Genomic DNA, 20,691 nt, shown 5'->3' with positions numbered 1-20,691 from the left:
TTGGGCTTCAACAGAAAACCCTGATGAATCCCGTATCAAGGCGTCTGTCCGATGTAGAATGGTTCCGTCCAGCAGATTCAGATCGATCCGATCTCTGCGCATTACTTCCATCCATGGCTTCTTATAAGGTCACCCTGGTCAGCGAGAGCGAAGGTCTTAACAATACCATCGAAGTTCCTGACGATCAGTACATCCTCGATGCTGCTGAAGAGCAAGGCGTCGATCTTCCCTACTCCTGCCGTGCAGGCGCATGTTCCACTTGCGCAGGCAAAATCACTGCCGGCACCGTTGATCAGTCCGACCAGAGCTTCCTGGACGACGACCAGATCGAAGCTGGTTTCGTTCTGACCTGTGTGGCTTACCCCACCTCGGATTGCACCATCAAAACTCACGCTGAAGAAGAGCTTTATTGAGTCCTTCAGCCCTGAGCTGAGGTCGTCATCAAAGCGATCGTTTGGCCACCCTCGCGGGTGGCTTTTTAATGTGAATACGGCTCTTAGGCTTTGGTCATTCCCGTGACACCTGTTTCTGCATTGCGTTCGGATGTTCAGGCACTGCTAGAGCATGGATCGGTGCATGCCAGTCCAGGGGGGCAGTACAGCTTTCGGGTGATTGGACCCTGTTGTCGTTTGTTTGATCGGGAGGAGCTCCCCTGGCCCTGTTGTCGCTTGGCTTGGCGCAGCAAGGAGCCAAGTTGGCGCCGGGTGGGGCGCCGATTTGTGCCAGATCTTGCTTCCAGGCGCTGCCCCTCATATTCGGTTGAGTTGCTCCAGCCGGGCTCTCGCCCTACAGCTACTCTCCTAACGCTCTTTTCGATGCGTTTGACGCCTGAGTTGCAGGAATGGTGGTACAGCCGGCTACCAAAATCAATGCTCGCTTTGAATCACACTCCTTCGCAGTCATTTGCTGAAGAGCAACATTGAAAGCACTTTGCTAGGCAGACTGCATTCTTCGGATTAGTTGTTGTGAGGAGAGATGGGCTTGATCCTTATTGTTCTTCAAAAGTGTCTTGAATCTTCAGGCTTTTCACTGATCAGTTGAGCTAATATTTTCTCTGTGGCATAGAACTTACTGCTCTAATGCTGCGCCTATGGCCATTGTGAAAAAACAACATCTCGCTTTGAAGTCAATGCAAAGAGGCAGGATTTGTCAGCAGAGTGTTGACTTATTGGGATGTTAGTCTAACAATTTTTCTGTGATGGTGAGGCTGAGATCTGAATGCTGAAGCCTGAGATTAATTAATTCTTGGTATTCTGTTGATTCATACGCAGTGACTGCTTTCTCTTTTGAATCAAATTCAACAATGATATTGACTGAGCCAGGAGTGCCTTCCCTTACATCAGCCTGAAGGTCACGTATTAGTAAACGCGCGCCGACTGTTGGAAGCCAAGCGGTGAATTTTTTGATATAAGGAACCATCCCTAGGGGGGTGTGAATATTGCCAGTCACAACCCAATAGCCTTTTGTCATGAATTTAAAGATTAGAAGAGCATGATTGCGGCTCAGTTCCTATAGACGAATCAAGTGGAGCTGAGCACTATGCAATGAAAAGAATAATATTACGCAATTAGGTCCAAGGATTTCACAACTCTCCGATCTTTTGGTCGAGAGATGATCTTGTCTGGAGACAAACGTATCCTGCATTTTTATGGTCAGGATGCATTCGCCTCAATCTCTTCGTCAAGAAGCGAAGGCGCTAAAGGCAATCGTGAGAATGATTCGGGTTACTTCGATTGTTCCGGCGATTGTTAGAACAGTTGCTGATTTTGTGACCCATGCTGCTGGCTTTCCTCTCTTAAGAATCAGGTTTGGTCCAGAGAAATTCAGTTTTGATGCATGTGGGAAGACAATGCTGTCTGCTTGCCCTGTTTTTAAGCCTTGACTAAGCCTTGAGTTGATTCCGATAGCTTTGTCGCTATATGCATATCCAAGGCAAACCGCAGCCGTTCTATTGAATGCTGATTGAGCTGATCCTGCTTGTGAAAGCCAAGACCTCATATAAGGAACTGTATATCGTCCGAATGTTTCTGAATATTCGGCTGAGTCCACCATTGCATCAATCACAGCATGATGCCCTTTTAACGCTTGGATTTCAATGTATTTGCTGATCTCGCTTTGATCATGAGGTGTCCTCCCTAAAATATGTTTGAAATCGAGCTCAATTGTTCTTTCTGGAGAACATTTGTCGTAGAAGTTTTTCTTGTAGAAGTCAGATTTAGCGAGCCCCCGTACAAAATCTTGAATCGAAATGCGCCCATCTCTTAATTGTGCTTCAAGAGAAGCGGATCTCTCATTGTCCATGACATGTGCATTGCCATAGACATGTTGGTAGGCAGCGCTTAGAGCCTTCTCTAGTGCCTCTGCAGACAGGTCCGGATAGTCCTCGAAAGTGACTTTGCTCCCGCATTGATTGTGAAGGCGAGGGCCTATGGCGAGTTTCATTCCCTCGCACTGTCTTCGCTTGAATTCGCTATTGCGTAGTGCCGCGGACTGGGAAGATTTATTCTGTGCACTCTTATATGAGATAGAGGGCGTAGCTTCGCGTTCACCGCCAAAGCTTGTGATGACTGATGTTGAGGAGAGCATTGTTGAAGAGACTCCAGATTTCTTTACGTAGAATATATCTTGAATTGGTTGAAAATATTACGTGGTCTGGTTGAAATTTTTTGTTTCGCAAGGTGCCAACATTTTATTTAAATTAAGTTAATAGACGTTTGTTGCCTTGTTGTTTTGGCCTTTGCTGGATCTCGTCTTGAGGGATTCAGCCTGAATCTCTGGACATGCTTTATCGCTGGCTTTTTATGCGTCTTCTATGCATAAATAAAGGGCCCCAAGATTGCTTGAGGCCCTTTATTCACACTTTTTGTGGCGGAATTATCTAATCAAAGGATTAGAAGTAAATTTTTCCGCCGCCCCATTCGACACCCAAGACTTTGGGAGCTACCAGGATGTACCCAGACATCAGGCGAAGATCTTCATCGGTGAGATCGCGCATGGCGGGGTAAAGATCTCGACTGCGCATGCTGGGATGCAGATCGGCAATGCTGTACTCCCCGTCATAGGACGTGGGGTCTTGGATGTAATCCACGAGAGCCGCAACGTTGTCACGGACTGGAGTGGCCAGCGCAAGCGTTTCAGTATCTAGGCCTACATTCTGGTTGGTTTTGGTGATACCGCCGGCGTGGCAGGTGCCGCAGCTGACGTTGAACACCTTCCGTCCTGTCTTGATTTCCTGCTCACTGAAGGTGACCAGGGCGCCATCGCCGTCAGCTGGCACCGTGAGGGTCTCGGCATCCCACTGGGCGGCCTGGGCGGGGGCACTGATCAATAGTCCAAGCAGCACCGGCAGTGCGATCAGCAGTCGATTCAAGGATCGACGCAATGTGGAGAAAAAAGAGGCCATGAAAGATGTCAGAGACTGACGTAGACAGCGCACCAAGTCCTTGTATCACGGGGTGGGATGCGGATGAGGCCCTAGAGGGTCTAGTGATCACGAACTGTTGCAGCGCGGGCACGCTCATCAAGAGTGATTCACGTCCACATTGAGGAAATCCTTGGCCAAAATTGTGTTCGGGAAAATGGCACGGGCCTCGGCAACTAAATCGTCGGCGGTGACTGCGTTTCCAGGGGCATAGCGAGGGCTGAGGTGGGTCAACGCCAACTGCTTAACGCCGGCTTCCGCAGCGGTCTGGGCCGCCATGGTGCTTGTGGAGTGTTGCCTCTTGAAAGCCATGTCGGCTTCGGCATGGGAGAAGGTTGATTCATGGATCAGCAGGTCGGCTCCCTGAGCCAACTGCACCGCTGCTTCGCAGAAGACGGTATCTGTGCAATACACAACGCTCACACCAGGCTGGTCTGGCCCGCATAAGGTCCGGCCATCGATGGTTCGACCGTCGTCCAACTTGACCGATTCGCCGCGCTTCAGAGCTGCATAGACCGGCCCCGGCGGGATCTGTAGCTCTCGGGCCTTATCGATGTCAAAGCGACCTGCTCTTGGTTTTTGTTCGACTCGATAGGCGTAAGCCGGAACGCGATGGTTGAGGGGGGCCGCGGTCACGATCAGATCGTCGTCTTCGAACACAACGCTGTTCTGTTCGGCTGCTTCGTGTACGCGATGGATCGCAAGCGGATAGCCGATGCGGGTGGAACTCGTGCGCAGAACCCCTTGGAGATACGCATCCAAGGGGTCAGGGCCGTAGAGGTCCACCCCATTGCTTGTGCCGCCGAGCCCCAAACTCGCCAACAGCCCTGGCAGGCCAAAGACATGGTCACCATGCATGTGGGTGATGAACACTCTTCTCAGTTGGGAGAGGCGCAAGTCGCAGCGCAAAAATTGATGTTGGGTTCCTTCTCCGCAGTCGAATAACCACAGTTCTGATCGCTGTGGCAAACGCAGCGCCACAGACGAAACATTGCGCCCACGGGTGGGCACGCCTGAACTGGTTCCAAGAAAGGTGACCTGCACGTCACAACGCGCTGACGCATCAAATCTGCCATGGGGACCTAGCCGCGTCCGAATCATCAGGTCACACTGAGCTGCCTGGTTCCGCTTGTAGTGCTCACTCGTACGTCAGCGTTCTTTCCTGTGCTGGCTGCTGCTTTGACCATGCCGATCGCTGTGATGGCGGTCAGCTTTGATCAGCGGGTTGCGCAAGCGGCACAGGAGCCGTCCATGCGGGTGTTGCTGTCTCAAGCTCCGGTGGTGAGGCTTCGCGCTGATGGCCAGCAGCCATTGCAGGTGAGGGGTCTGGGCGGCGGCAACCAACGCATGCGCGCGATCGAGGTGCGTCTGCGAGCGGGGCGCCTCAAGATCAGAGGTCAAATGAGCGACGGGTCGTCTCGCTCACTTTCAGCTCGCTCTGCGATCGAGGTGCAAAGCGACGATCCCCGAGGGATCTGGCTCGGCTCACGGCGTTATCGCGGGCGGTTGCAGTTTTTAGTGCGTCGCGGCCAGGTGCAGGTGGTGAACCACCTTGGGGTTGAGACCTATCTGGCCAGTGTGGTGGGGAGTGAAATGCCCCATCGTTGGCCGTTGCCGGCCTTGCAAGCTCAGGCCGTCGCGGCGCGCACCTATGCCCTCAGACAGCTCGGGAAGGCTGGAGACTTCGATGTGAAGGCCAGCGTGTCTAGCCAGGTGTACCGCGGGGTTGAATCCGAAACCCCCAGCACGATCGAAGCCGTTCAAAGCACGCGCTCGTTGGTCTTAGTTCACGCTGGCCGGATGATCAATGCTGTGTTTCACAGCAGCTCTGGTGGTGCAACGGAACCCAGTGGTGAGGTTTGGCGCAATCAACTTCCCTACTTGGTCAGCGTTGCGGATCACGATCAGCACAGTCCGGCGCATCGCTGGAACAAACGTTTTGATGATGATGCGCTGCGTGAGCTCTTTCGAGAAACCGGAGGCGTCAAGCGCTTGCAGGTTCTCAAGACAAGCTCAACCGGTCGGGTGCGTACGGCGCGTGTGCAGGGCCCACGTGGCTCTTTGGTGTTGACCGGCAGGGAGCTTCGCCAGCGTCTCGGCCTCAAAAGCACGATGGTTCAATTCGAGCTCATCAATGGTTCCACCGAGTCTTTAATCGCATCTGCTGAGACAGCCCATCAAGCAGCCCCTCCTTTGATTGGTCTTTGGCAAGACTCTGCGAGTGCTCCTGATACCTCTTCCAGCACCTCAGGTCGACTGGCGTCTCTACTGCCACCACCGCCGCTCCCCCCTCTCAACCCGTCAGCCTTTAATCAGCCACGTCCTCACCTCAGGGTGGGTGAGATCGTTCTCGAAGCGCGTGGTCAAGGCTTTGGGCATGGGGTTGGCATGAGTCAGTGGGGAGCCCATGGACTGGCGCTTCAGGGTGCTGATTTTCGTCAGATTCTTTTGCACTATTACCGCGGTGCAGAGATTCGCCCCTATCGCTCCAGTGATGACCCAACTGTGGCGCTTCGGCTCCGTTCAGAGTCAGCCTGGTGGGGTTGATGTCAGTGGCAGCTCTTCGTGTTCAAGATTCCAGACACGATCACCATCGTGCGCAGGCGCAATCCGCTGCAGCTCATGGAGGCTGTGGTTGATCAGCTTGAACAAGGAGTGCGGGACTCTCTTGAGCAACAGGCATTTCGGCCCCTTGGTTTGGCGACGGGACGCACCATGGAGCCGCTTTATGCCGCATTGGTCTCACGTTTAAGGGATTGGCCTACGGACCGTCTGCAGCTGTTGCGTCAGCGCTGGCTCAGTTTCAATCTTGATGAATATGTGGGTTTGTCACCGGAGCATCCCAGCTCCTTCTCTGCCTTTATGGGGCATCACCTGGTGCGGCCACTCGGGCTTCATCCGGCGCAGGTGTTGTTGCCAGATGGAGCTGCTGCCGACCCTGAGGCGGCCGCTGATCATTTTGCAGCTGAGATCCGCAGCGCTGGTGGGATTGGCTCGCAGCTGTTGGGATTGGGCAGTAATGGGCATGTGGGATTTAACGAGCCCCCATGTGGTCCAGATATGCGCTGTCGTGTGGTCAGACTCAGCCCCGCTACGCGATCACAAAATGCCCCTGCGTTCCAGGGCAGTCCAGGGTTGGTTCCGGAGCAAGCGATCACCCTGGGCCTGCACGAGATCCTGGCGGCGAATGAACTTCACTTGATCGTGACCGGTGCGCCTAAGGCGGGGATCCTGCGCAAGGCGTTGGATCTGGATGGTGATCCAGAGGTGCCTGCCAGCTGGCTACGGCGTCACCCAAAACTTTGGTTGTGGGTGGACGATGCGGCATGGGGTGAGGAAGGGCATTGAATCCATGACGATGCCCCAATGGCACTTTTGGATTGACCGTGGCGGAACCTTCACGGATCTGGTGGGTCGCGCTCCCAGTGGTGAGCTTGTGGTTCGCAAAGTGCTCTCAGAGCCAACGATCGATCGTGGTGATCCCGCTGTTCGTGCCATCCGAGAGGTGATGGGTTTGCCTCCGGCGGCCCACATTCCGCCGGGCTTGATCCAGGAGGTGCGATTGGGAACAACAGTCGCCACCAATGCCCTGCTTGAGGGGGCAGGGGAGCCTGTTGTTTTGATCACCAACCAGGGTCTGGCGGAGTTGTTGTTGATTGGTGATCAACATCGCCCTGATCTGTTCGCACTGGAGATTCCTGCTCCGAAGTCGCTTGCAGTGGCGGTTGTTGAATCCGGGGGGCGATTGAATGCCGATGGGAAAGAGGTGGAACCGCTTTGCCTTGATCCAGAGCTGGAGAAGACGCTTAGCGTTCATCGCAGTGCCGGTATCAACGCCTGCGCCATTGCCCTGATGCATGCGTGGCGTGAGCCGTGCCATGAGAGGCGACTGGCTGAGTTGGCGCAAGCGATCGGTTTCACCACGGTGGTTTGCTCCCACCAGGTGAGCCCACTGCCGCGCCTGGTCCCCCGGTCTCAGACCACCGTCGTTGAGGCAGCGGTGGAACAGCTGCTCTTTCGCTATCTCCAACAGGTGATGCAGTCACTTGGAGGGCAGACACGACTGCGGGTGATGACCTCGAGTGGTGGTTTGCAAGGTCTTGAGCAACTGTTGGCGAAGGACACAATCCTGTCTGGGCCTGCTGGCGGAATGGTCGGGGCGGTTGCAGCAGCAGTGGATGCTGGCCTAGGAGGTCAGGCGCTCGTAGGTGTGGACATGGGTGGCACCAGCACCGATGTGTTTTGTTTGCCAGCAGGAGCCTCTGACAAGGACTGGGAGCGCAGTGCTGAGACCAAAATTGCCGGCCTCGAGCTTTCTGCTGCACGCCTTCCGATCCATACCGTCGCCGCAGGTGGGGGCTCGATCATTCGTAGTGACGGCGATCGTTTGCAGGTTGGTCCTCGCTCTGCAGGCGCTAGCCCTGGACCAGCTTGCTATCGCTGTGGCGGCCCCTTAACAATCACCGACGCTCACCTTTTTCTAGGTCGATTGCAGGTGGAGGCCTTTCCCCCAGTGTTCGGCCCAGCGGAGGATTTGCGTCCGGATCTGGAGGTGGTACGGCAGCGCTTTGGGGAGCTTGCTTGCCGATTGGGACGCGATCCTGAGTCGCTTGCGGAGGGAGCGCTTGATCTCGCGGTGGAAACGATGGCTAATGCCATTCAGCAGGTGTCGTTGCTTCGTGGTCACGACATTCGTGCAGGCGCGCTTGTGGCCTATGGAGGAGCGGCCGGACAACTGGCATGCCGAGTCGCGGGAGTGCTGGGTCTCCGCCAAGTTTTGATCCATCCACTCGCTGGAGTGTTGTCGGCTTTTGGCCTGGGTCAGGCGCGCCTGCGGGAATGGCGTCAGGTCGTTGTGAGGCGTGCTCTTGAAGCGGACTTGTTGGCGTCCCTTCCTGGAAGGATTCGCAAGGAGTTGGGCTTTGCTGAGGAGAAGCTGCAGGCAGCTGGAGCAGGCCATGCGTCCCACTTTGAGCAGCGCATTCGGCTTGAACTTCGGGATGCTTCGTCCGAACAGGGATTGCTAATCCCGATCACTGATCTCACCTCCACCCTGCAACTTTCAGAGTTGGAAAGTGAGTTTGACCAAGCTCACCATCAGCGCTTTGGCTACAAGCCTTCCCGCACCACAGCCTTGATGTTGGAGCGGTTGGAGGTTGAGGTTGTTGCGGCACCAGCCCGCATTCACGACGACACCCAGATGGCATCAGCGCCCCAGTCGGTGTCTGGAGCTCTCAGAACAACAGCCACCATTCACTGGGCTGGGCTGGGTTGGCTGGAGGTTCCTGTGGTGCAGCGCTGCGATGCTTTGTTGCGTGAGCCATTGCAGGGCCCAGCCTTGATTCTTGATGCCACGGGCTGCACCGTGCTGGAGCCTGGCTGGTGGGCCCGCTGCGACTCCGCTGGCAGCTTGCTGCTCACTGCTGCTGAGCTGCCGTTTCAACGGTCAGCTCGGGATCAGCTTGTTGATGTTCCAGATCCGGTGGACTTGAGCCTGTTTCATCACCGCTTCATGGTGATTGCTGAGCAGATGGGGGAGCGGCTTCGGCAGACGAGCCGCTCTGTGAATATCCGCGAGCGGTTGGACTTTTCCTGTGCGTTGTTCGACCACAACGGGGCATTGGTTGCCAATGCTCCCCATATCCCCGTGCATTTGGGCTCCATGGGTGAGGCGGTGGTGGACCTGCTGCACCAGATCCAACGCGGAGAACGCCCGCCTCTGGAACCGGGCGAAACAGTGCTCAGCAACGACCCGTATCACGGAGGCACCCATCTCCCAGACATCACGGCGATGACCCCTGTCTTCGGAGAGGGGGAACGCCCGAGTTACTACGTTGCTTGTCGCGGACACCACGCTGATGTCGGGGGGCTCACGCCTGGTTCCATGCCTCCTTTCAGTCGTGAGATCGGAGAGGAAGGCCTACGGCTCCGCAACTGGCCACTCCTGCGAGGTGGAGTCTTGGATGTGGATGGCTGGAAGGCGATTTTGAGGGCAGAGCGGCAGTCGCCGCGCTCTCCCGATGTGCTTTGGGCGGATTTACAGGCTCAGGTGGCGGCCAACCGCCTCGGCGTGGACCAGCTCGAACAGTTGATGCTGCGTGAGGGCCCCAGGCGCGTCAATCGCTACATGCATTTTGTTCAAACCCATGCTGCGGAAACGGTGCGTCGTGTGATCAGTCGTTTGGCGGATCAGCAGTTCAGCGTGGAGTTAGACCATGGCGGCCGTTTGGAGCTTGCTTTGTATCTGGACCACAAAGCGCGAGCAGCTTGCCTGGATTTCACGGGGACGAGCCCCCAGGGAGAGCACAACTTTCATGCTCCGCTAGCAGTCACCAAAGCTGCTGTCTTGTATGTGCTGCGCTGCTTGGTGGATGAATCAATCCCCCTCAATGCGGGTTGCTTTGAGCCGCTTACTTTGGTGGTCCCCCAGGGATCACTGTTGAATCCACACCCCCCAGCTGCAGTGGTGGCAGGCAATGTGGAGACCTCTCAGGCGCTCTGCAACCTGTTATTCGCAGCGATGGGGGTGATGGCGGCGGGGCAGGGAACGATGAACAACCTCACGTTTGGAGATGAACGCTCTCAGTACTACGAAACGATTGCCGGAGGTGGTGGGGCAGGTCCGGGTTTTCAGGGGTCATCCGGTGTACAAACCCACATGACCAACTCCAGACTCACAGATCCGGAAATCCTCGAGCAACGATTTCCTGTGCGTTTGGAACGGTTTCAGCTGCGCCGGGGCAGTGGGGGAAAAGGACGCTGGTCAGGTGGTGATGGACTTGAGCGTGAGATTCGTTTTCTTTCACCTATGACGGTGGCTCTGCTGTCTGGGTCTCGCCGCGTTGCGCCATTTGGTTTGGCTGGTGGGCAGGCAGGTGCTCTGGGGATGACTTGGTTGAGTGAAGGTGAAGGCCCCTGGCAAGAACAACCAGGCTGCTTCGAGCAGAGGGTTCAAGCCGGTGATCGGCTTTGGATTGCAACGCCTGGCGGTGGTGGCTGGGGAAAGGCGGAACCTACGCGATGAATTAAAGGTTAAATTTCTTCGAATTGCTAAGTAGTAATCTCCTGTTTTGTAGTTTTTAATGGGATTGAAGCTTATTGCTCAGACCAACTTGAAAAGAGCTTGAACCTTATTAGTCAAAGGAAATCATGGTCTTCAGAGTGTTCATCTTGGCCGGCTTGAATAAATAGAGCGCTCAGAAATGGGATGATGCAGATGCCAACGAATAATTCCATAGAGGTTAAGCCTGTTGTCCATTCACCATGAATCGCGGTCGTCATAAGGGGGCGTATTGATTGTTACCTGGACAATCTTTTCTTGTTAAATCTGATGCTAAATGCCTGCAATGAGTATTTTGACCTTCAGAGATTTTGTAGCCATTGATGCAAATGTGTGCTGCTCTTTGGAAATTGATTTGTGTAGTGGAGTGGAACTTATTCCCCTCACTTGAAAAGCGAGACCTGCCTTCAAGAGAGATCTTGTCATTGCTGAATAAAGTGGTAATCCTTGTCATGCCAATGGATTTAGATGAAAATAATGTGCTTGACTCCTTTGGCTTTCCTTATCAAGAGTTCGGTCGATGAGCCCGCTGCAGAGTTGGTTGATTTGCTACATAAGGCATGGCCAGCCACTGCTGCAGCTGCAGACTTCAAGGTATTTCATGATGCGTGTTCTCTAACACGTTGTCATGTATCTGGATTAACCAGGATGATAGAAACGGATATCATATTTTTCTAGAGCAACGGGTTCATGATCCGATGAGCGAAATTGAAGCATTTCGACAGCAATTGATAGAGGCTAATCCGCGCTGTGCTTCTGGCAGTAATGACCCAATCACTTCGAATGAAAGGAGGGATCTGATCCATGTGGATCTGGTTGTCGCCCACCAGGCATTGGATAGGCTTACTGACAATCTTTTGAAGGAAATGGGCCATGCCTATAGCAAGGAAGCTTTGAGCTATTACGCACAGCTGCGTGGCGAATTGTGCGCTTACTTTAATGGAGTTTCATTGCTATTAGATGACTATCACGATGGAATTGAGTCGTCCAAATAATTACCGCGCACCATTTATCTCAACACTATGTTTTGCGTCTAAACTTATGGCTCCCGATGAATGTACTGATAAGTCTGATTCTATTGATGCAAAACAGGAGCCTCTAATGAGGCTCAGATTGAGCCACTCTAAAGCCATTGAGCAGCATTCCCTTTATGATGGTTACCAGATTCCTCGTCATCGATTGAATCAATGTATTGAGGGTGTTGATACTGCGGTTAGCTGGGATGATCTGACGGGAAGAAAGTAAAAGCCTTGCACGCGGAGGGCCGGATAATTCATATCCCTAAAGAGAAAGGAAGTGAGATGAGAATGAAGGATAAAAATCCTGCTTCGCCCTATTAAATATTACAATTGTTTCTCCGTTTCTTTGATAGCTTCTTAGGAGAGAATTGTGATTTTAGGAGTCTATGCTGATCTTTGCTATTCCATCTAGTCGTCTACACGTCTAGGGCTGGGGGTCAATATCTATCTACTGCTGATCAGTGTGTTGCGTGCTTATCCCTGACAAAATCTACCTTGTCCTTTGTTGGTTTTGATTTGCAGTTGATAGCGAATCATAAAAATACGCCAAATCTTCGTCTATGACTTTGATTTGAGCTGTAAAAGAAGAGAGGCCGCCCCTCCCGGATGGAAGAGACGGCCTAGCTCGCTCGTTTATGCATATCGCTAACCAAGATCCAGTGAATCTGTATCGGAGAAGCGTGAACCTCGAAACGACAACAGTGAACGGAAAGAGGAGTGCGAAGCGTTTGGCGTTTGGCGTTTGGCGCCTGGGGCCTGGTTCCTAAGTGGTGAGTGGTTGAACTCCTTAGGGCACCTGTTTCGGTGCAGATGGAGTGTCGATCGACGTGGCGTTCAAGAGATTGCCTACCGAAGGACGGAACTCGCCGTTGGGTGAAAAACTGTTGGAGCAGGGGCCAAGTGGTCAGGCTGCTTCTTTGATCTGCTGAGGTGGAGTATCGGCCGTCATGGCTCCTCCGATTTCGATACACAAACTGTGGCGCAGGCGAGCGAAAAGCACATCGGTGCAATGGCGCATTGCTATCAGAAGCAAAACCGACGAGATTAGGAATGGCGTGATTGTTGCTCTCGCTTCAATGCTGTTATGGCATTGCCTAGCGTCCGGAATCAGGTCAAACCATCGCTTGGAAAGCGTTCTTCCCACGGAGCCAGCACAGGCAGTCATAGACCGGGGATGGAACGGCTACTCCCGTTTTGAGCGCCAAGAAGGTGTTCTGGCCCACCCATCCCTTGGAGATCATCCATCGTCTGATGTGATTTGATTCTCTTTTTGCCTCTTTTGCTGAAGCTTTTTAGCTCGCTGCTGCACTTCGTAGTTGGAATTTCGCGTAAAGGAATAAAAAAAGACCACAAGAACCGCTGCCAGTCCTAGCGCTAAGAAGATAATATAATATCCAGGTAAAATATCTAGCATGTAGATTATGTTTTCTTAAATATAGCATGAAAGCGCTTATGGCCTAGTGTTCTTACTGTTGTTGCTTTGGAAGCACTTGTCACACCAAAGATACTGAATGCATGGAATACATGATTGATTTTCGCGTTCTTTAGCTTAGTTGATTAATGTTGAGATTGAATTTCCTTTCGCGCTTTGTTTGGTGAAGATGTCTGTCATCAGAGCTTGTTGACAGGGGTTGTCTTGATTGAACCTCGAGGAGTTAACTTTTTTGGCGGTCATCCTTTTGAGTAAAGGACGAGAGGTAAATCTTCGGCCGCTCCACCCTTTGGATGAAACGGACTTGTCCAGACTGATTCGGGCGGCACTTGTGGAATTTGGTGCTGATCGCCCCGGTTTTGCTTGGCAAGATCCGGAGCTAGATGCCATGAGCAAGACCTACGCCGCGTCTGGATCGATTTATCTCGTGGCCGTGGAGGGTGGGAATATTCTTGGGGGAGCTGGACTTGGACCCTTAAGAGGTGTGGAGGCTACTTGCGAATTGCAGAAGATGTACTTAGCTCCATCAGCGCGGGGGAAGGGTATTGGTTGGCGGCTTATGCGGAGCCTGTTGAAACAGGCTCGTGTGCTTGGCTATCGCTGGGTTTATCTCGAAACTCTTTCGGGAATGGTGGCGGCTCAACGGCTTTATCGGGCTTGGGGATTCCTAAAGATTGAACGCCCCCTTGGTCAAACAGGTCATGGTGGTTGCGACTGTTGGTTCCTCAAGGAACTGCATGGAATAGGGGGGGCTGAATAGCAAAGATCTACTGCTGAACAACAGGAATGAGGATGGAAAGGCCAAAACGTTATCCCTCGTACTGATCGGTTGGATCTCTTGAAGGGCCTTACTTGTTGCCCTTTTTCTCCTCTTTTAGGTCGATGCCAAGATCTTTCATGGCTGAAACCGTATCGCTCACCGCTGGTACGTAGGCAATCCTTCGTCTGACTTTGTCGAGCAGATCAGTGAGCTTGGCCGGTATTAGTTGTCTTATTTTCATGGGTCCCCTTTAATTGTAGATGATTTTGTCTTGAACTCCTTGAAAGTTTAGCGGTTTCAATAGCCCGTTTTCAATGTCCTTTATGGAAGTTCCTTTTGATGCAGGAATTGTTATAGCTCCCCTAAATGGGTGACGCATATGGTGTCTCCTATCACCCGTTTGGGGGAGTCTTTTTGGATGTTGGTGGCTGATAGTGATCTCATCACTCAGACCTACCTTTGATGCTTGTACTTCCAGTCTTTGCCATGAGGAAAGAGCGAAGAGAGCTCGTTGAATTAATGTCTATTCCCTTTAAATATGAACCAAGCTATTTCCAAACGAAGCTGTCTTTCGAGAAGTTTGTGTCTGAGATGGCAGCTCCAACTCTGCTTCACTCCCTCTCCATGATTAGGGGGTAAGGGGCAGTGGATCAAAAGCAACGGGCCGCTGCGTATCGATTACTTGCAGCAATTGAAGCCAATGAAATTACAAAGGATGATGCCAGTCCATATGCTCGTTCCATGGACTGTCTATTCTTAATGGGGTGGTTCTTTCTATCTGTACATATCCAGATTTCTGTGAACGGTTGCTGACCAGTATTGCTATCGATTGATCTGGTGTTCAGCTAGAACTGTTGTGGGTATTGCTTCCTCTCCCGCATAGAACACAATCAGATCCACGTCGATAGGCCCTAATGCTTTACCGGTATGAATCGTATTGACGACTTCAATCAAAGCATCGCCTTTTCGGTAAATCTTATGGCTTCCATCTTTTAATTGCAGTTCTAATGTTCCTTGTAAAATCACTGCTGCATTGATCACAGGATGGTAGTGCCAAGGTAAGGTCACTCCGCTTGCTACTTGGATCCTAAGGACTTTGATCTTTGGCGGCCCATCGGGATAATTCGGCAACTTACTGCCATCCCACATTTTGCTGGAGTTTGCTAACTCCTCAATCTTGACTCCATGGCTTGTGGAATGCTCGTAGTGGCTTTTTGCAAGTAATGGCCACAATAGTGATAGCGTAAGAACTATAGATACAGGGATAAATGTTTGTTTGATCCGACTATCCTGCAATGTTTTTGCCGCTGAGGTTAGGTTCATTGCTTAATCTTGTCGCTACATTTTCTTATGCTAATGCAAATCTTATTGCGAATCAAATAATATGTAGAGGTGGTGCTTTTGAAGGAAGGAACCCCCACAGCAAAAACTCAGCTTTTAGCGGGAGTTCCTTCCTGAGGGCTGAGATCAGCTGTAAACCTTGGCCATGAAGGGACCTGCCTGATCGTCAGCAAGAACAGGGGTTACCTCCCAATCCAAATACTCAGCCCATTCAGCAGCGTGCTCGTAGCAGGCATCAGCATTATCTGCTTCAACCAAAATCCAGCCTTCTACCGAGCCAGGGCCGTGAAACCGTTTCCATGATTTGCATTCCGGAAATGGTGCACCTGTTGATAAAAACTTTTTAGCCGCAATTGCGTGATAACCAGTTTTGAACGTCCAATGCATCAAAAAGGTCATTAATGCTGATCAATGAAGGCCTATCCATTTTGCATGGCTTTCCGAGAAGTCACGTAGCCTGTGATACGACAAATGGTGTTGTTGCTGCGCTTGTGGCTAATGGCTTTACTCATGAACGATGAGTGGTTAAATAATATTTCTAATCATAGGAATTCGACGCAGTTGGTGGCTCGCTAAAAATGATAAGAAGATGGCTATCGCTGTTGCCCCAAATCCAAGTATCCAGATGTTCTTTATTCCTAATGAATAACAGCTGAGCATGGCCCCAGCAAGGACCGGTATGTGAATCAAATAGGCGCCAAAACTGTCCTTGCCTGCTTTTGCTAGCCAATGGCTGTCCAGCTGTTCATTTGCTTGGCTCAAAGATAAAATTGCAGCGATAAAACCCCAGCCGATGAATGGAGTTGAAAATGCCATTAATGGTGTAATAAGCTCCAAGGATTCCTTGCTATGGGATAGTATGAATGGTGCATAGTTTGCTGTCATTAGTGCAAGTGTAGCCACCAGAGATAGATATAGCCACCGCAATGCCAGGCGCTTGTTAATACGTTCTAACCAATGGTGTGATGCTGCCTTGCAACCAACAAAGAACAAGAAGCCATACGTCCAGAGGTGCATTCCCTGATAGCCAAGTCCATCGAAATTGGAGTCTTTTAAGTCAGTCCAAAAGCCAGAAAAATGACCCATTGCTAGCTCCAGTGCTCCAAGAGTTGCAGCGCTGATCAGCCAGGATCGCCAGCCGGGTACAGGTTTTGTATTGTCAACTAGAAATGTGCTTTTTCTGGCAAAAGCCCAGCAGCAGTATATTGCATTGAATAAGATGAGTACTAAAAGGAACCATTGTGGGCCAATCCTATTGAGTGGAAGCTTGTTTATTCCCTGCCCAAATACAGTACTACCTGGAATGAGTAGGCCTGCTAATGGTGTTATATTGTTAAGTAGTAAAATTGCAATTATTAGAGGAATTCCAAGGCGTAGTAAACGGTGTTTGACGTAATGTTTAATTCCTCTTTTGTGCACTGAATTCGGTACGAGGTAGCCTGAGATTAGGAATAGGATATTCATATAAAATGTATTGCAGATCCAGCCAAACCAAAAACTTACTGCTTCATAAGTAGGTGCTAATTCAATCGTGTTCTTGATGTCAGTTGTGAAAAGTGTGCCCACTAATATCGTATGAGTTGCAATGACCATGGCGATCATTACGGCTTTGATTTGATCTAAAAAGTACAGCCTCCCTGTGTTGCTTATTTCCCCTCTTTGCATGATTGGATCTTGGCTTTTGATTGGTTTGTATCTCTTGATGAGGTGTCTCTGATGTCTTAGGTCTTTCCTGGACCTTCCTGTTCATTATGAGCCTTGGATTCATCGCTTTCTAAAATGTGAGATTGAGTGGCTTGCAGCTTGTTTTTGGTTTTTGCTTCTCGAACTGAGGTGGTTATCCAGGATTCCTTTGCTTTTTTCTTCCTTGCTTGTCCCAACGATGCAGATGGAGGCCCCTGACTCATGACCCCAATAGCAGGAACCGCCTCGGACTTACGGGCGTTGTTGTCGCAAGAGTCCTGCCATGTGATGCCCTGCTGTTTTGATGCCCTATCGGCAAGGATTGTGGAACAAGCGGGCTGCCCGCTCACATTCATGAGTGGGTTCTCCGTGGCAGCAGCTCGTGCTGGATTGCCTGATACGGGCCTGCTCACGGTGACAGAAATGCTGGATCAAGGCCGTAACCTCTGCAATGCCGTCTCGATTCCAGTGATTGGTGATGGGGATACGGGCCATGGCAACGCAGCCAATGTGCAGCGCACCATGCACCAGTTCAAGCAGGCAGGTTTTGCCGGGATCATGCTGGAAGATCAGATCTCTCCCAAACGCTGTGGTCATGCCGGGGTGAAGGAGGTCGTAGACCGTGATAATGCGGTCGAGCGCATGAGTGCTGCTGTTGAAGCCCGCCGCCAGGGCGCTGATCTCGTGATCGTGGCTCGAACCGATGCGCGATCGGCGTTTGCGGAACGCTACGGAGAGCGGCGTGCGCTGGATGAAGCGCTTTGGAGATTAAAAGCGTTTGCCGACCTTGGTGCTGATGTGCTGTTTCTGGAAGCGCCACGTTCAGAACAAGAGATGCAGCGCTTTTGCAATGAGGTTCCTGGCAAGCGTATGGCGAACATGTTGGAGGGGGGCGTGACTCCGTTGCTTTCACCCGAACAACTTGGAGCCATGGGTTTCAACCTAGTGGCCTATCCCCTTACTCTGCTTGCGTCCGCAGCATTTGCCATGCGGCAAGCCGTGAAGGATCTTCAGAACGGAAAAACTCCCGAGACCATGCTCAGTTTTCCTGAACTCAAAGCTTTGGTGAACTTTGATGCCTATGACGACACTGTGGGCAAACAAGCTCATTGATCTTGTCTCTGTTAAGAGAAGAATTATCGATCTTAATTGCTAAGGGTTATTGACAACTAGGTTTATTCCAATTTTATAGCTTCCTCGATTGACGCAAGGTTGGTGCTCACGCTGCAGACATCATCCAGCGACTCCAAGGCTTCTTGTAAGCGTTGGCAGGTTTCTGAAAGGAGTGGGTCTTGGATCTCCACAATCGCCAGGGGGTGCCAGCAGTGCTCCCAAGTCATCACGGACCAGCCACGATCCTGCAGCCCCTGTTGAAGCTGTTCGAGGGCTTCGAAGCCACCATGAACCATGGTGTTGCCATCGCTTTGCAACACATACCCTTCTGCATCGAGTTCGAGAAGGGTCTCCAGGAGAGACTCTTCTTCGCAATGGCCCTCGAGTCGCACCTGGCTGCGATGTTCAAAGAGATAACTCACGCAACCGGCTTCTCCGAGCTTGCCTTCGTGTTTGCTGAAGGCAAGGCGTACCTCGGCCGCCGTGCGGTTTCGGTTGTCGCTGAGTGCTTCCACCAGGACTGCCATCCCTTCTGGGCCATATCCCTCGTAGCGAATCAATTCAAGGCCGGAGCCTGCTTCTCCTTGGCCCGATCCTTTGGCAATCGCTCGCTCAATGTTGCCTGCTGGTAATCCTGCCGATCGCGCTTTTGCAATGGCTGTTCGCAGCTGAAAATTGCCGTTTGGGTCAGCTCCGTTGCGTGCTGCCACTGTGATCTCGCGCCCAAGCCTGGTAAAAAGCGCGCCCCGCTTCCCGTCCACCACCGCCTTGGTGCGTTTGATTTGAGACCATTTGCTGTGGCCGGCCATAGGGAGCAGGAGAGGGATCAGCCGCGCGCTTCAAAAACGACCTTGGGTTTGAGCTGGTCTTCGCTATTGGCGATTCCAATTCCTAACATGATGTTGTCAGCACTGAGAACAACGGTTGGCCCCTCTCCATTTTGATGGGGAATCGTGCGTCCGCAGCTCCAGTCGTTGCGTTCGAGCTCGGAGAGCATTCGGATTGGTAGGTGGGTTAGGGCGAGCTGGGGAGGGATGAGGGTGAGTGGCTCCATCGTTGGAGTGCTTTGTTCATTGGGATGCACTGGCAGTGCAATCGCATTGGCCTCCACGAATCCCAGCGCTTGGGTGCGCCGCAGCCAGTCCAGGCAACCGCCGCATCCGAGGGCTTGGCCAAGATCTCTGGCCAACGAACGGATGTAGGTGCCAGCAGAGCAGTGCACTTCAAGGGTGAGCTTGCCTTGCTCGGGATCCCAATGATTAAGAGAGAGGGAGTGGATGGTCACACTGCGGGCTGGTAAGTCCATCACCTCGCCGCGGCGGGCCCTGGTATGGGCGCGTTCTCCGTTGACGTGAACCGCTGAAACCTGCGGCGGACACTGCTCGATGCTGCCCCGGAATGGATTGAGGGCCTGATCCATCTCCTCCAGGCTTAAACGCGGCCAGTTCTGAACCGCAACGACCTCTCCCTGCAGGTCATCAGTGCTGGTGCTGGTTCCCAGCTGAATCACACCGCGATATGTTTTCTCCCCTGGCAGGTAGGGAAGCAGTCGCGTGGCCTGGCCCACGGCAATCGGCAGAACGCCCGTTACGGCTGGGTCCAGGGTGCCTCCATGACCGACTCTTTTTGTTTGGAGCACGCGACGCATACGGCTCACGCAGGCGTGGGAGGTGAGACCTGAGGGCTTGTCGATCACCACGAAGCCGAGTGGTGCATCCAAGGGGTTCCAGTGGCGGTTGTTCTGAATGTGGCATCCGGCCTGCACCTACATTGACGATGTCCTACCGGCAGAAGATGCAAAGTCTGAGCAATTCTCCCCGCATGGACATCGAGACCTTCTTGCACAGCGGCTTTTCTGTTCGTGACCATTTGGCTGAATATCTGCAGCTCACGTTGGAGCAGGTGGATCAGCGCTTACCCGATGGGAAGGATGATTTAGCCGCACTGCATCCGGGTGCTTTTCAAGCGGATCAAGCCACTGATTTTTACGAGACCACCGTGGGAACGGGGCATCTCTTTGAATTGGCGGCATGGCATCTCAGCAGCTCTGACTACATCGCAGACACGCTTCGTTTGCAGGAGGATTTTGCTCGAGGCACCGTTCTTGATTTTGGGGGAGGGATTGGGACCCATGCCTTGGCTGCAGCGGCATTGGACTCTGTTGATCGGGTTCATTTTGTTGATCTGAATCCAGAGAACAGGGCATTCGTTTGGTCCAGGGCTGTTGCTCTTGGTTTGGATCAAAAAATGTCGGTTCATCGTGATCTTGCAGATCTCAGTGGCCAAAGTTTCGATACGGTTGTTTGTCTTGATGTCTTAGAACACCTTCCTGATCCGTCTGATCAGCTCATGCAATTCCACTCATTCATGAATGAGGACGGACGGGCCTTATTAAACTGGTATTTCTTTAAAGGACATAGCGGCGAATATCCTTTTCACTTTGACGCCCCCGACCTTGTTGATTGCTTTTTTCGTACGCTGCAGTCGCACTTCCTTGAAGTCTTTCACCCACTATTGATTACAACAAGGGTGTATAAACCCGTGGAAAAGACCGCGACTTTTAGTTGCTAGTTTAGGCACGATAGAATATCGCAATGCTTGCTTGTGATTGAGTCATTAGGAGATTGACGATTGCATTGAAAACCTTCTTGAACGATCTCTTGCATGAGAGATTAAGTGGAAGATTAATATATTTCGCTAATAGCAGCTACTTTCATGCCACGCCTTTGCATGCAGGGATTTGCCCTGACCTTAACCATTGATCAAAAATCAACTGCATATTGATTCAATCACATTACAATCTATTTGGTTATTTGAATTATCCCCTTTTAAGAAAGATAAAGATCTACCAGTTTATAGTCT

The 20,691-nt window shown here is 52.0% G+C and carries 21 protein-coding genes; 10 read left to right on the top strand and 11 right to left on the bottom strand.

Annotation, left to right across the window (positions count from 1 at the left end):
• Positions 1-113 precede the first annotated feature (113 nt).
• Together SynPROS91_RS09275 and SynPROS91_RS09270 are read left to right on the top strand one after the other, a co-directional pair.
• Positions 114-413, top strand: a complete 300-nt coding sequence (locus tag SynPROS91_RS09275; RefSeq protein WP_186516196.1) for a ferredoxin — start codon at positions 114-116, stop codon at positions 411-413.
• Positions 414-515: 102 nt separating this feature from the next.
• Positions 516-923: a hypothetical protein gene (locus SynPROS91_RS09270; RefSeq protein WP_186516195.1), complete on the top strand. Its 408-nt coding sequence runs from the start codon at positions 516-518 to the stop codon at positions 921-923.
• A 253-nt stretch (positions 924-1,176) separates the two neighbouring features.
• On the opposite strand, the gene SynPROS91_RS09265 is transcribed toward SynPROS91_RS09270, so the two are convergent.
• The 4 genes from SynPROS91_RS09265 to SynPROS91_RS09250 form a co-directional block, all read right to left on the bottom strand.
• A complete protein-coding gene (locus SynPROS91_RS09265; RefSeq protein WP_186516194.1) occupies positions 1,177-1,470 on the bottom strand; it encodes a DUF1330 domain-containing protein in 294 nt (97 codons plus the stop codon).
• 210 nt (positions 1,471-1,680) lie between these two features.
• Entirely contained in the window at positions 1,681-2,586 is a 906-nt protein-coding gene (locus tag SynPROS91_RS09260; RefSeq protein ID WP_186516193.1) for a phycobilisome rod-core linker polypeptide, read from the bottom strand.
• A 304-nt stretch (positions 2,587-2,890) separates the two neighbouring features.
• Positions 2,891-3,403 carry a photosystem II cytochrome c-550 gene (gene psbV, locus SynPROS91_RS09255; RefSeq protein ID WP_222929390.1) on the bottom strand — a complete coding sequence of 171 codons (513 nt, stop codon included), beginning with the start codon at positions 3,401-3,403 and terminating at the stop codon, positions 2,891-2,893.
• Positions 3,404-3,520: 117 nt separating this feature from the next.
• Positions 3,521-4,465 (bottom strand): ribonuclease Z, encoded by a 945-nt coding sequence (locus SynPROS91_RS09250; RefSeq protein ID WP_186519680.1) that lies wholly within the window; start codon positions 4,463-4,465, stop codon positions 3,521-3,523.
• Between the two features lie 141 nt (positions 4,466-4,606).
• Between SynPROS91_RS09250 and SynPROS91_RS09245 the strand changes: the two genes are divergently transcribed.
• From SynPROS91_RS09245 to SynPROS91_RS09220, 6 genes are all read left to right on the top strand, one after another.
• Positions 4,607-5,968 carry a SpoIID/LytB domain-containing protein gene (locus tag SynPROS91_RS09245; protein WP_186519679.1) on the top strand — a complete coding sequence of 454 codons (1,362 nt, stop codon included), beginning with the start codon at positions 4,607-4,609 and terminating at the stop codon, positions 5,966-5,968.
• Between the two features lie 75 nt (positions 5,969-6,043).
• Positions 6,044-6,769 carry a glucosamine-6-phosphate deaminase gene (locus tag SynPROS91_RS09240; protein ID WP_186519678.1) on the top strand — a complete coding sequence of 242 codons (726 nt, stop codon included), beginning with the start codon at positions 6,044-6,046 and terminating at the stop codon, positions 6,767-6,769.
• 4 nt (positions 6,770-6,773) lie between these two features.
• The gene (locus SynPROS91_RS09235) at positions 6,774-10,445 is read left to right on the top strand and encodes a hydantoinase B/oxoprolinase family protein (RefSeq protein ID WP_370586759.1); all 3,672 of its coding nucleotides are present in this window, start codon (positions 6,774-6,776) and stop codon (positions 10,443-10,445) included.
• 734 nt (positions 10,446-11,179) lie between these two features.
• Entirely contained in the window at positions 11,180-11,476 is a 297-nt protein-coding gene (locus SynPROS91_RS09230) for a hypothetical protein (protein ID WP_255439718.1), read from the top strand.
• Positions 11,477-12,447: 971 nt separating this feature from the next.
• Positions 12,448-12,762 carry a hypothetical protein gene (locus SynPROS91_RS09225; RefSeq protein WP_186516191.1) on the top strand — a complete coding sequence of 105 codons (315 nt, stop codon included), beginning with the start codon at positions 12,448-12,450 and terminating at the stop codon, positions 12,760-12,762.
• 378 nt (positions 12,763-13,140) lie between these two features.
• Positions 13,141-13,692: an N-acetyltransferase family protein gene (locus SynPROS91_RS09220; protein WP_370586758.1), complete on the top strand. Its 552-nt coding sequence runs from the start codon at positions 13,141-13,143 to the stop codon at positions 13,690-13,692.
• Between the two features lie 88 nt (positions 13,693-13,780).
• Here SynPROS91_RS09220 and SynPROS91_RS09215 read toward each other — a convergent pair whose 3' ends face one another.
• From SynPROS91_RS09215 to SynPROS91_RS09195, 5 genes are all read right to left on the bottom strand, one after another.
• Positions 13,781-13,933 carry a hypothetical protein gene (locus tag SynPROS91_RS09215; protein WP_186516189.1) on the bottom strand — a complete coding sequence of 51 codons (153 nt, stop codon included), beginning with the start codon at positions 13,931-13,933 and terminating at the stop codon, positions 13,781-13,783.
• 581 nt (positions 13,934-14,514) lie between these two features.
• The gene (locus tag SynPROS91_RS09210; RefSeq protein ID WP_255439716.1) at positions 14,515-15,015 is read right to left on the bottom strand and encodes a cupin domain-containing protein; all 501 of its coding nucleotides are present in this window, start codon (positions 15,013-15,015) and stop codon (positions 14,515-14,517) included.
• 144 nt (positions 15,016-15,159) lie between these two features.
• Positions 15,160-15,432, bottom strand: coding sequence for a DUF3303 domain-containing protein (locus tag SynPROS91_RS09205; RefSeq protein ID WP_186516187.1), 273 nt, complete (start codon positions 15,430-15,432; stop codon positions 15,160-15,162).
• Positions 15,433-15,558: 126 nt separating this feature from the next.
• Positions 15,559-16,698: an acyltransferase gene (locus SynPROS91_RS09200; protein WP_186516185.1), complete on the bottom strand. Its 1,140-nt coding sequence runs from the start codon at positions 16,696-16,698 to the stop codon at positions 15,559-15,561.
• Between the two features lie 56 nt (positions 16,699-16,754).
• Positions 16,755-16,940, bottom strand: coding sequence for a hypothetical protein (locus SynPROS91_RS09195; RefSeq protein ID WP_186516183.1), 186 nt, complete (start codon positions 16,938-16,940; stop codon positions 16,755-16,757).
• Between SynPROS91_RS09195 and SynPROS91_RS09190 the strand changes: the two genes are divergently transcribed.
• Positions 16,939-17,829, top strand: a complete 891-nt coding sequence (locus SynPROS91_RS09190; RefSeq protein WP_186516181.1) for an oxaloacetate decarboxylase — start codon at positions 16,939-16,941, stop codon at positions 17,827-17,829. The two genes, SynPROS91_RS09195 and SynPROS91_RS09190, sit on opposite strands and share 2 nt — an antisense overlap.
• 62 nt (positions 17,830-17,891) lie before the next feature.
• On the opposite strand, the gene SynPROS91_RS09185 is transcribed toward SynPROS91_RS09190, so the two are convergent.
• The gene (locus SynPROS91_RS09185) at positions 17,892-18,638 is read right to left on the bottom strand and encodes a YebC/PmpR family DNA-binding transcriptional regulator (RefSeq protein ID WP_186516179.1); all 747 of its coding nucleotides are present in this window, start codon (positions 18,636-18,638) and stop codon (positions 17,892-17,894) included.
• 17 nt (positions 18,639-18,655) lie between these two features.
• Positions 18,656-19,549 (bottom strand): tRNA pseudouridine(55) synthase TruB, encoded by an 894-nt coding sequence (gene truB, locus SynPROS91_RS09180; protein WP_186519673.1) that lies wholly within the window; start codon positions 19,547-19,549, stop codon positions 18,656-18,658.
• A gap of 74 nt (positions 19,550-19,623) precedes the next feature.
• Here truB and SynPROS91_RS09175 point away from each other — a divergent pair, with 74 nt between their 5' ends.
• Positions 19,624-20,400: a bifunctional 2-polyprenyl-6-hydroxyphenol methylase/3-demethylubiquinol 3-O-methyltransferase UbiG gene (locus SynPROS91_RS09175; protein WP_186516177.1), complete on the top strand. Its 777-nt coding sequence runs from the start codon at positions 19,624-19,626 to the stop codon at positions 20,398-20,400.
• The last annotated feature ends 291 nt before the right edge of the window (positions 20,401-20,691 follow it).

Origin of the sequence: Synechococcus sp. PROS-9-1, assembly GCF_014279775.1 — a bacterium.
In the GTDB taxonomy this organism is placed as follows: domain Bacteria; phylum Cyanobacteriota; class Cyanobacteriia; order PCC-6307; family Cyanobiaceae; genus Synechococcus_C.
This window is presented reverse-complemented; position numbering and strand designations above follow the sequence as displayed.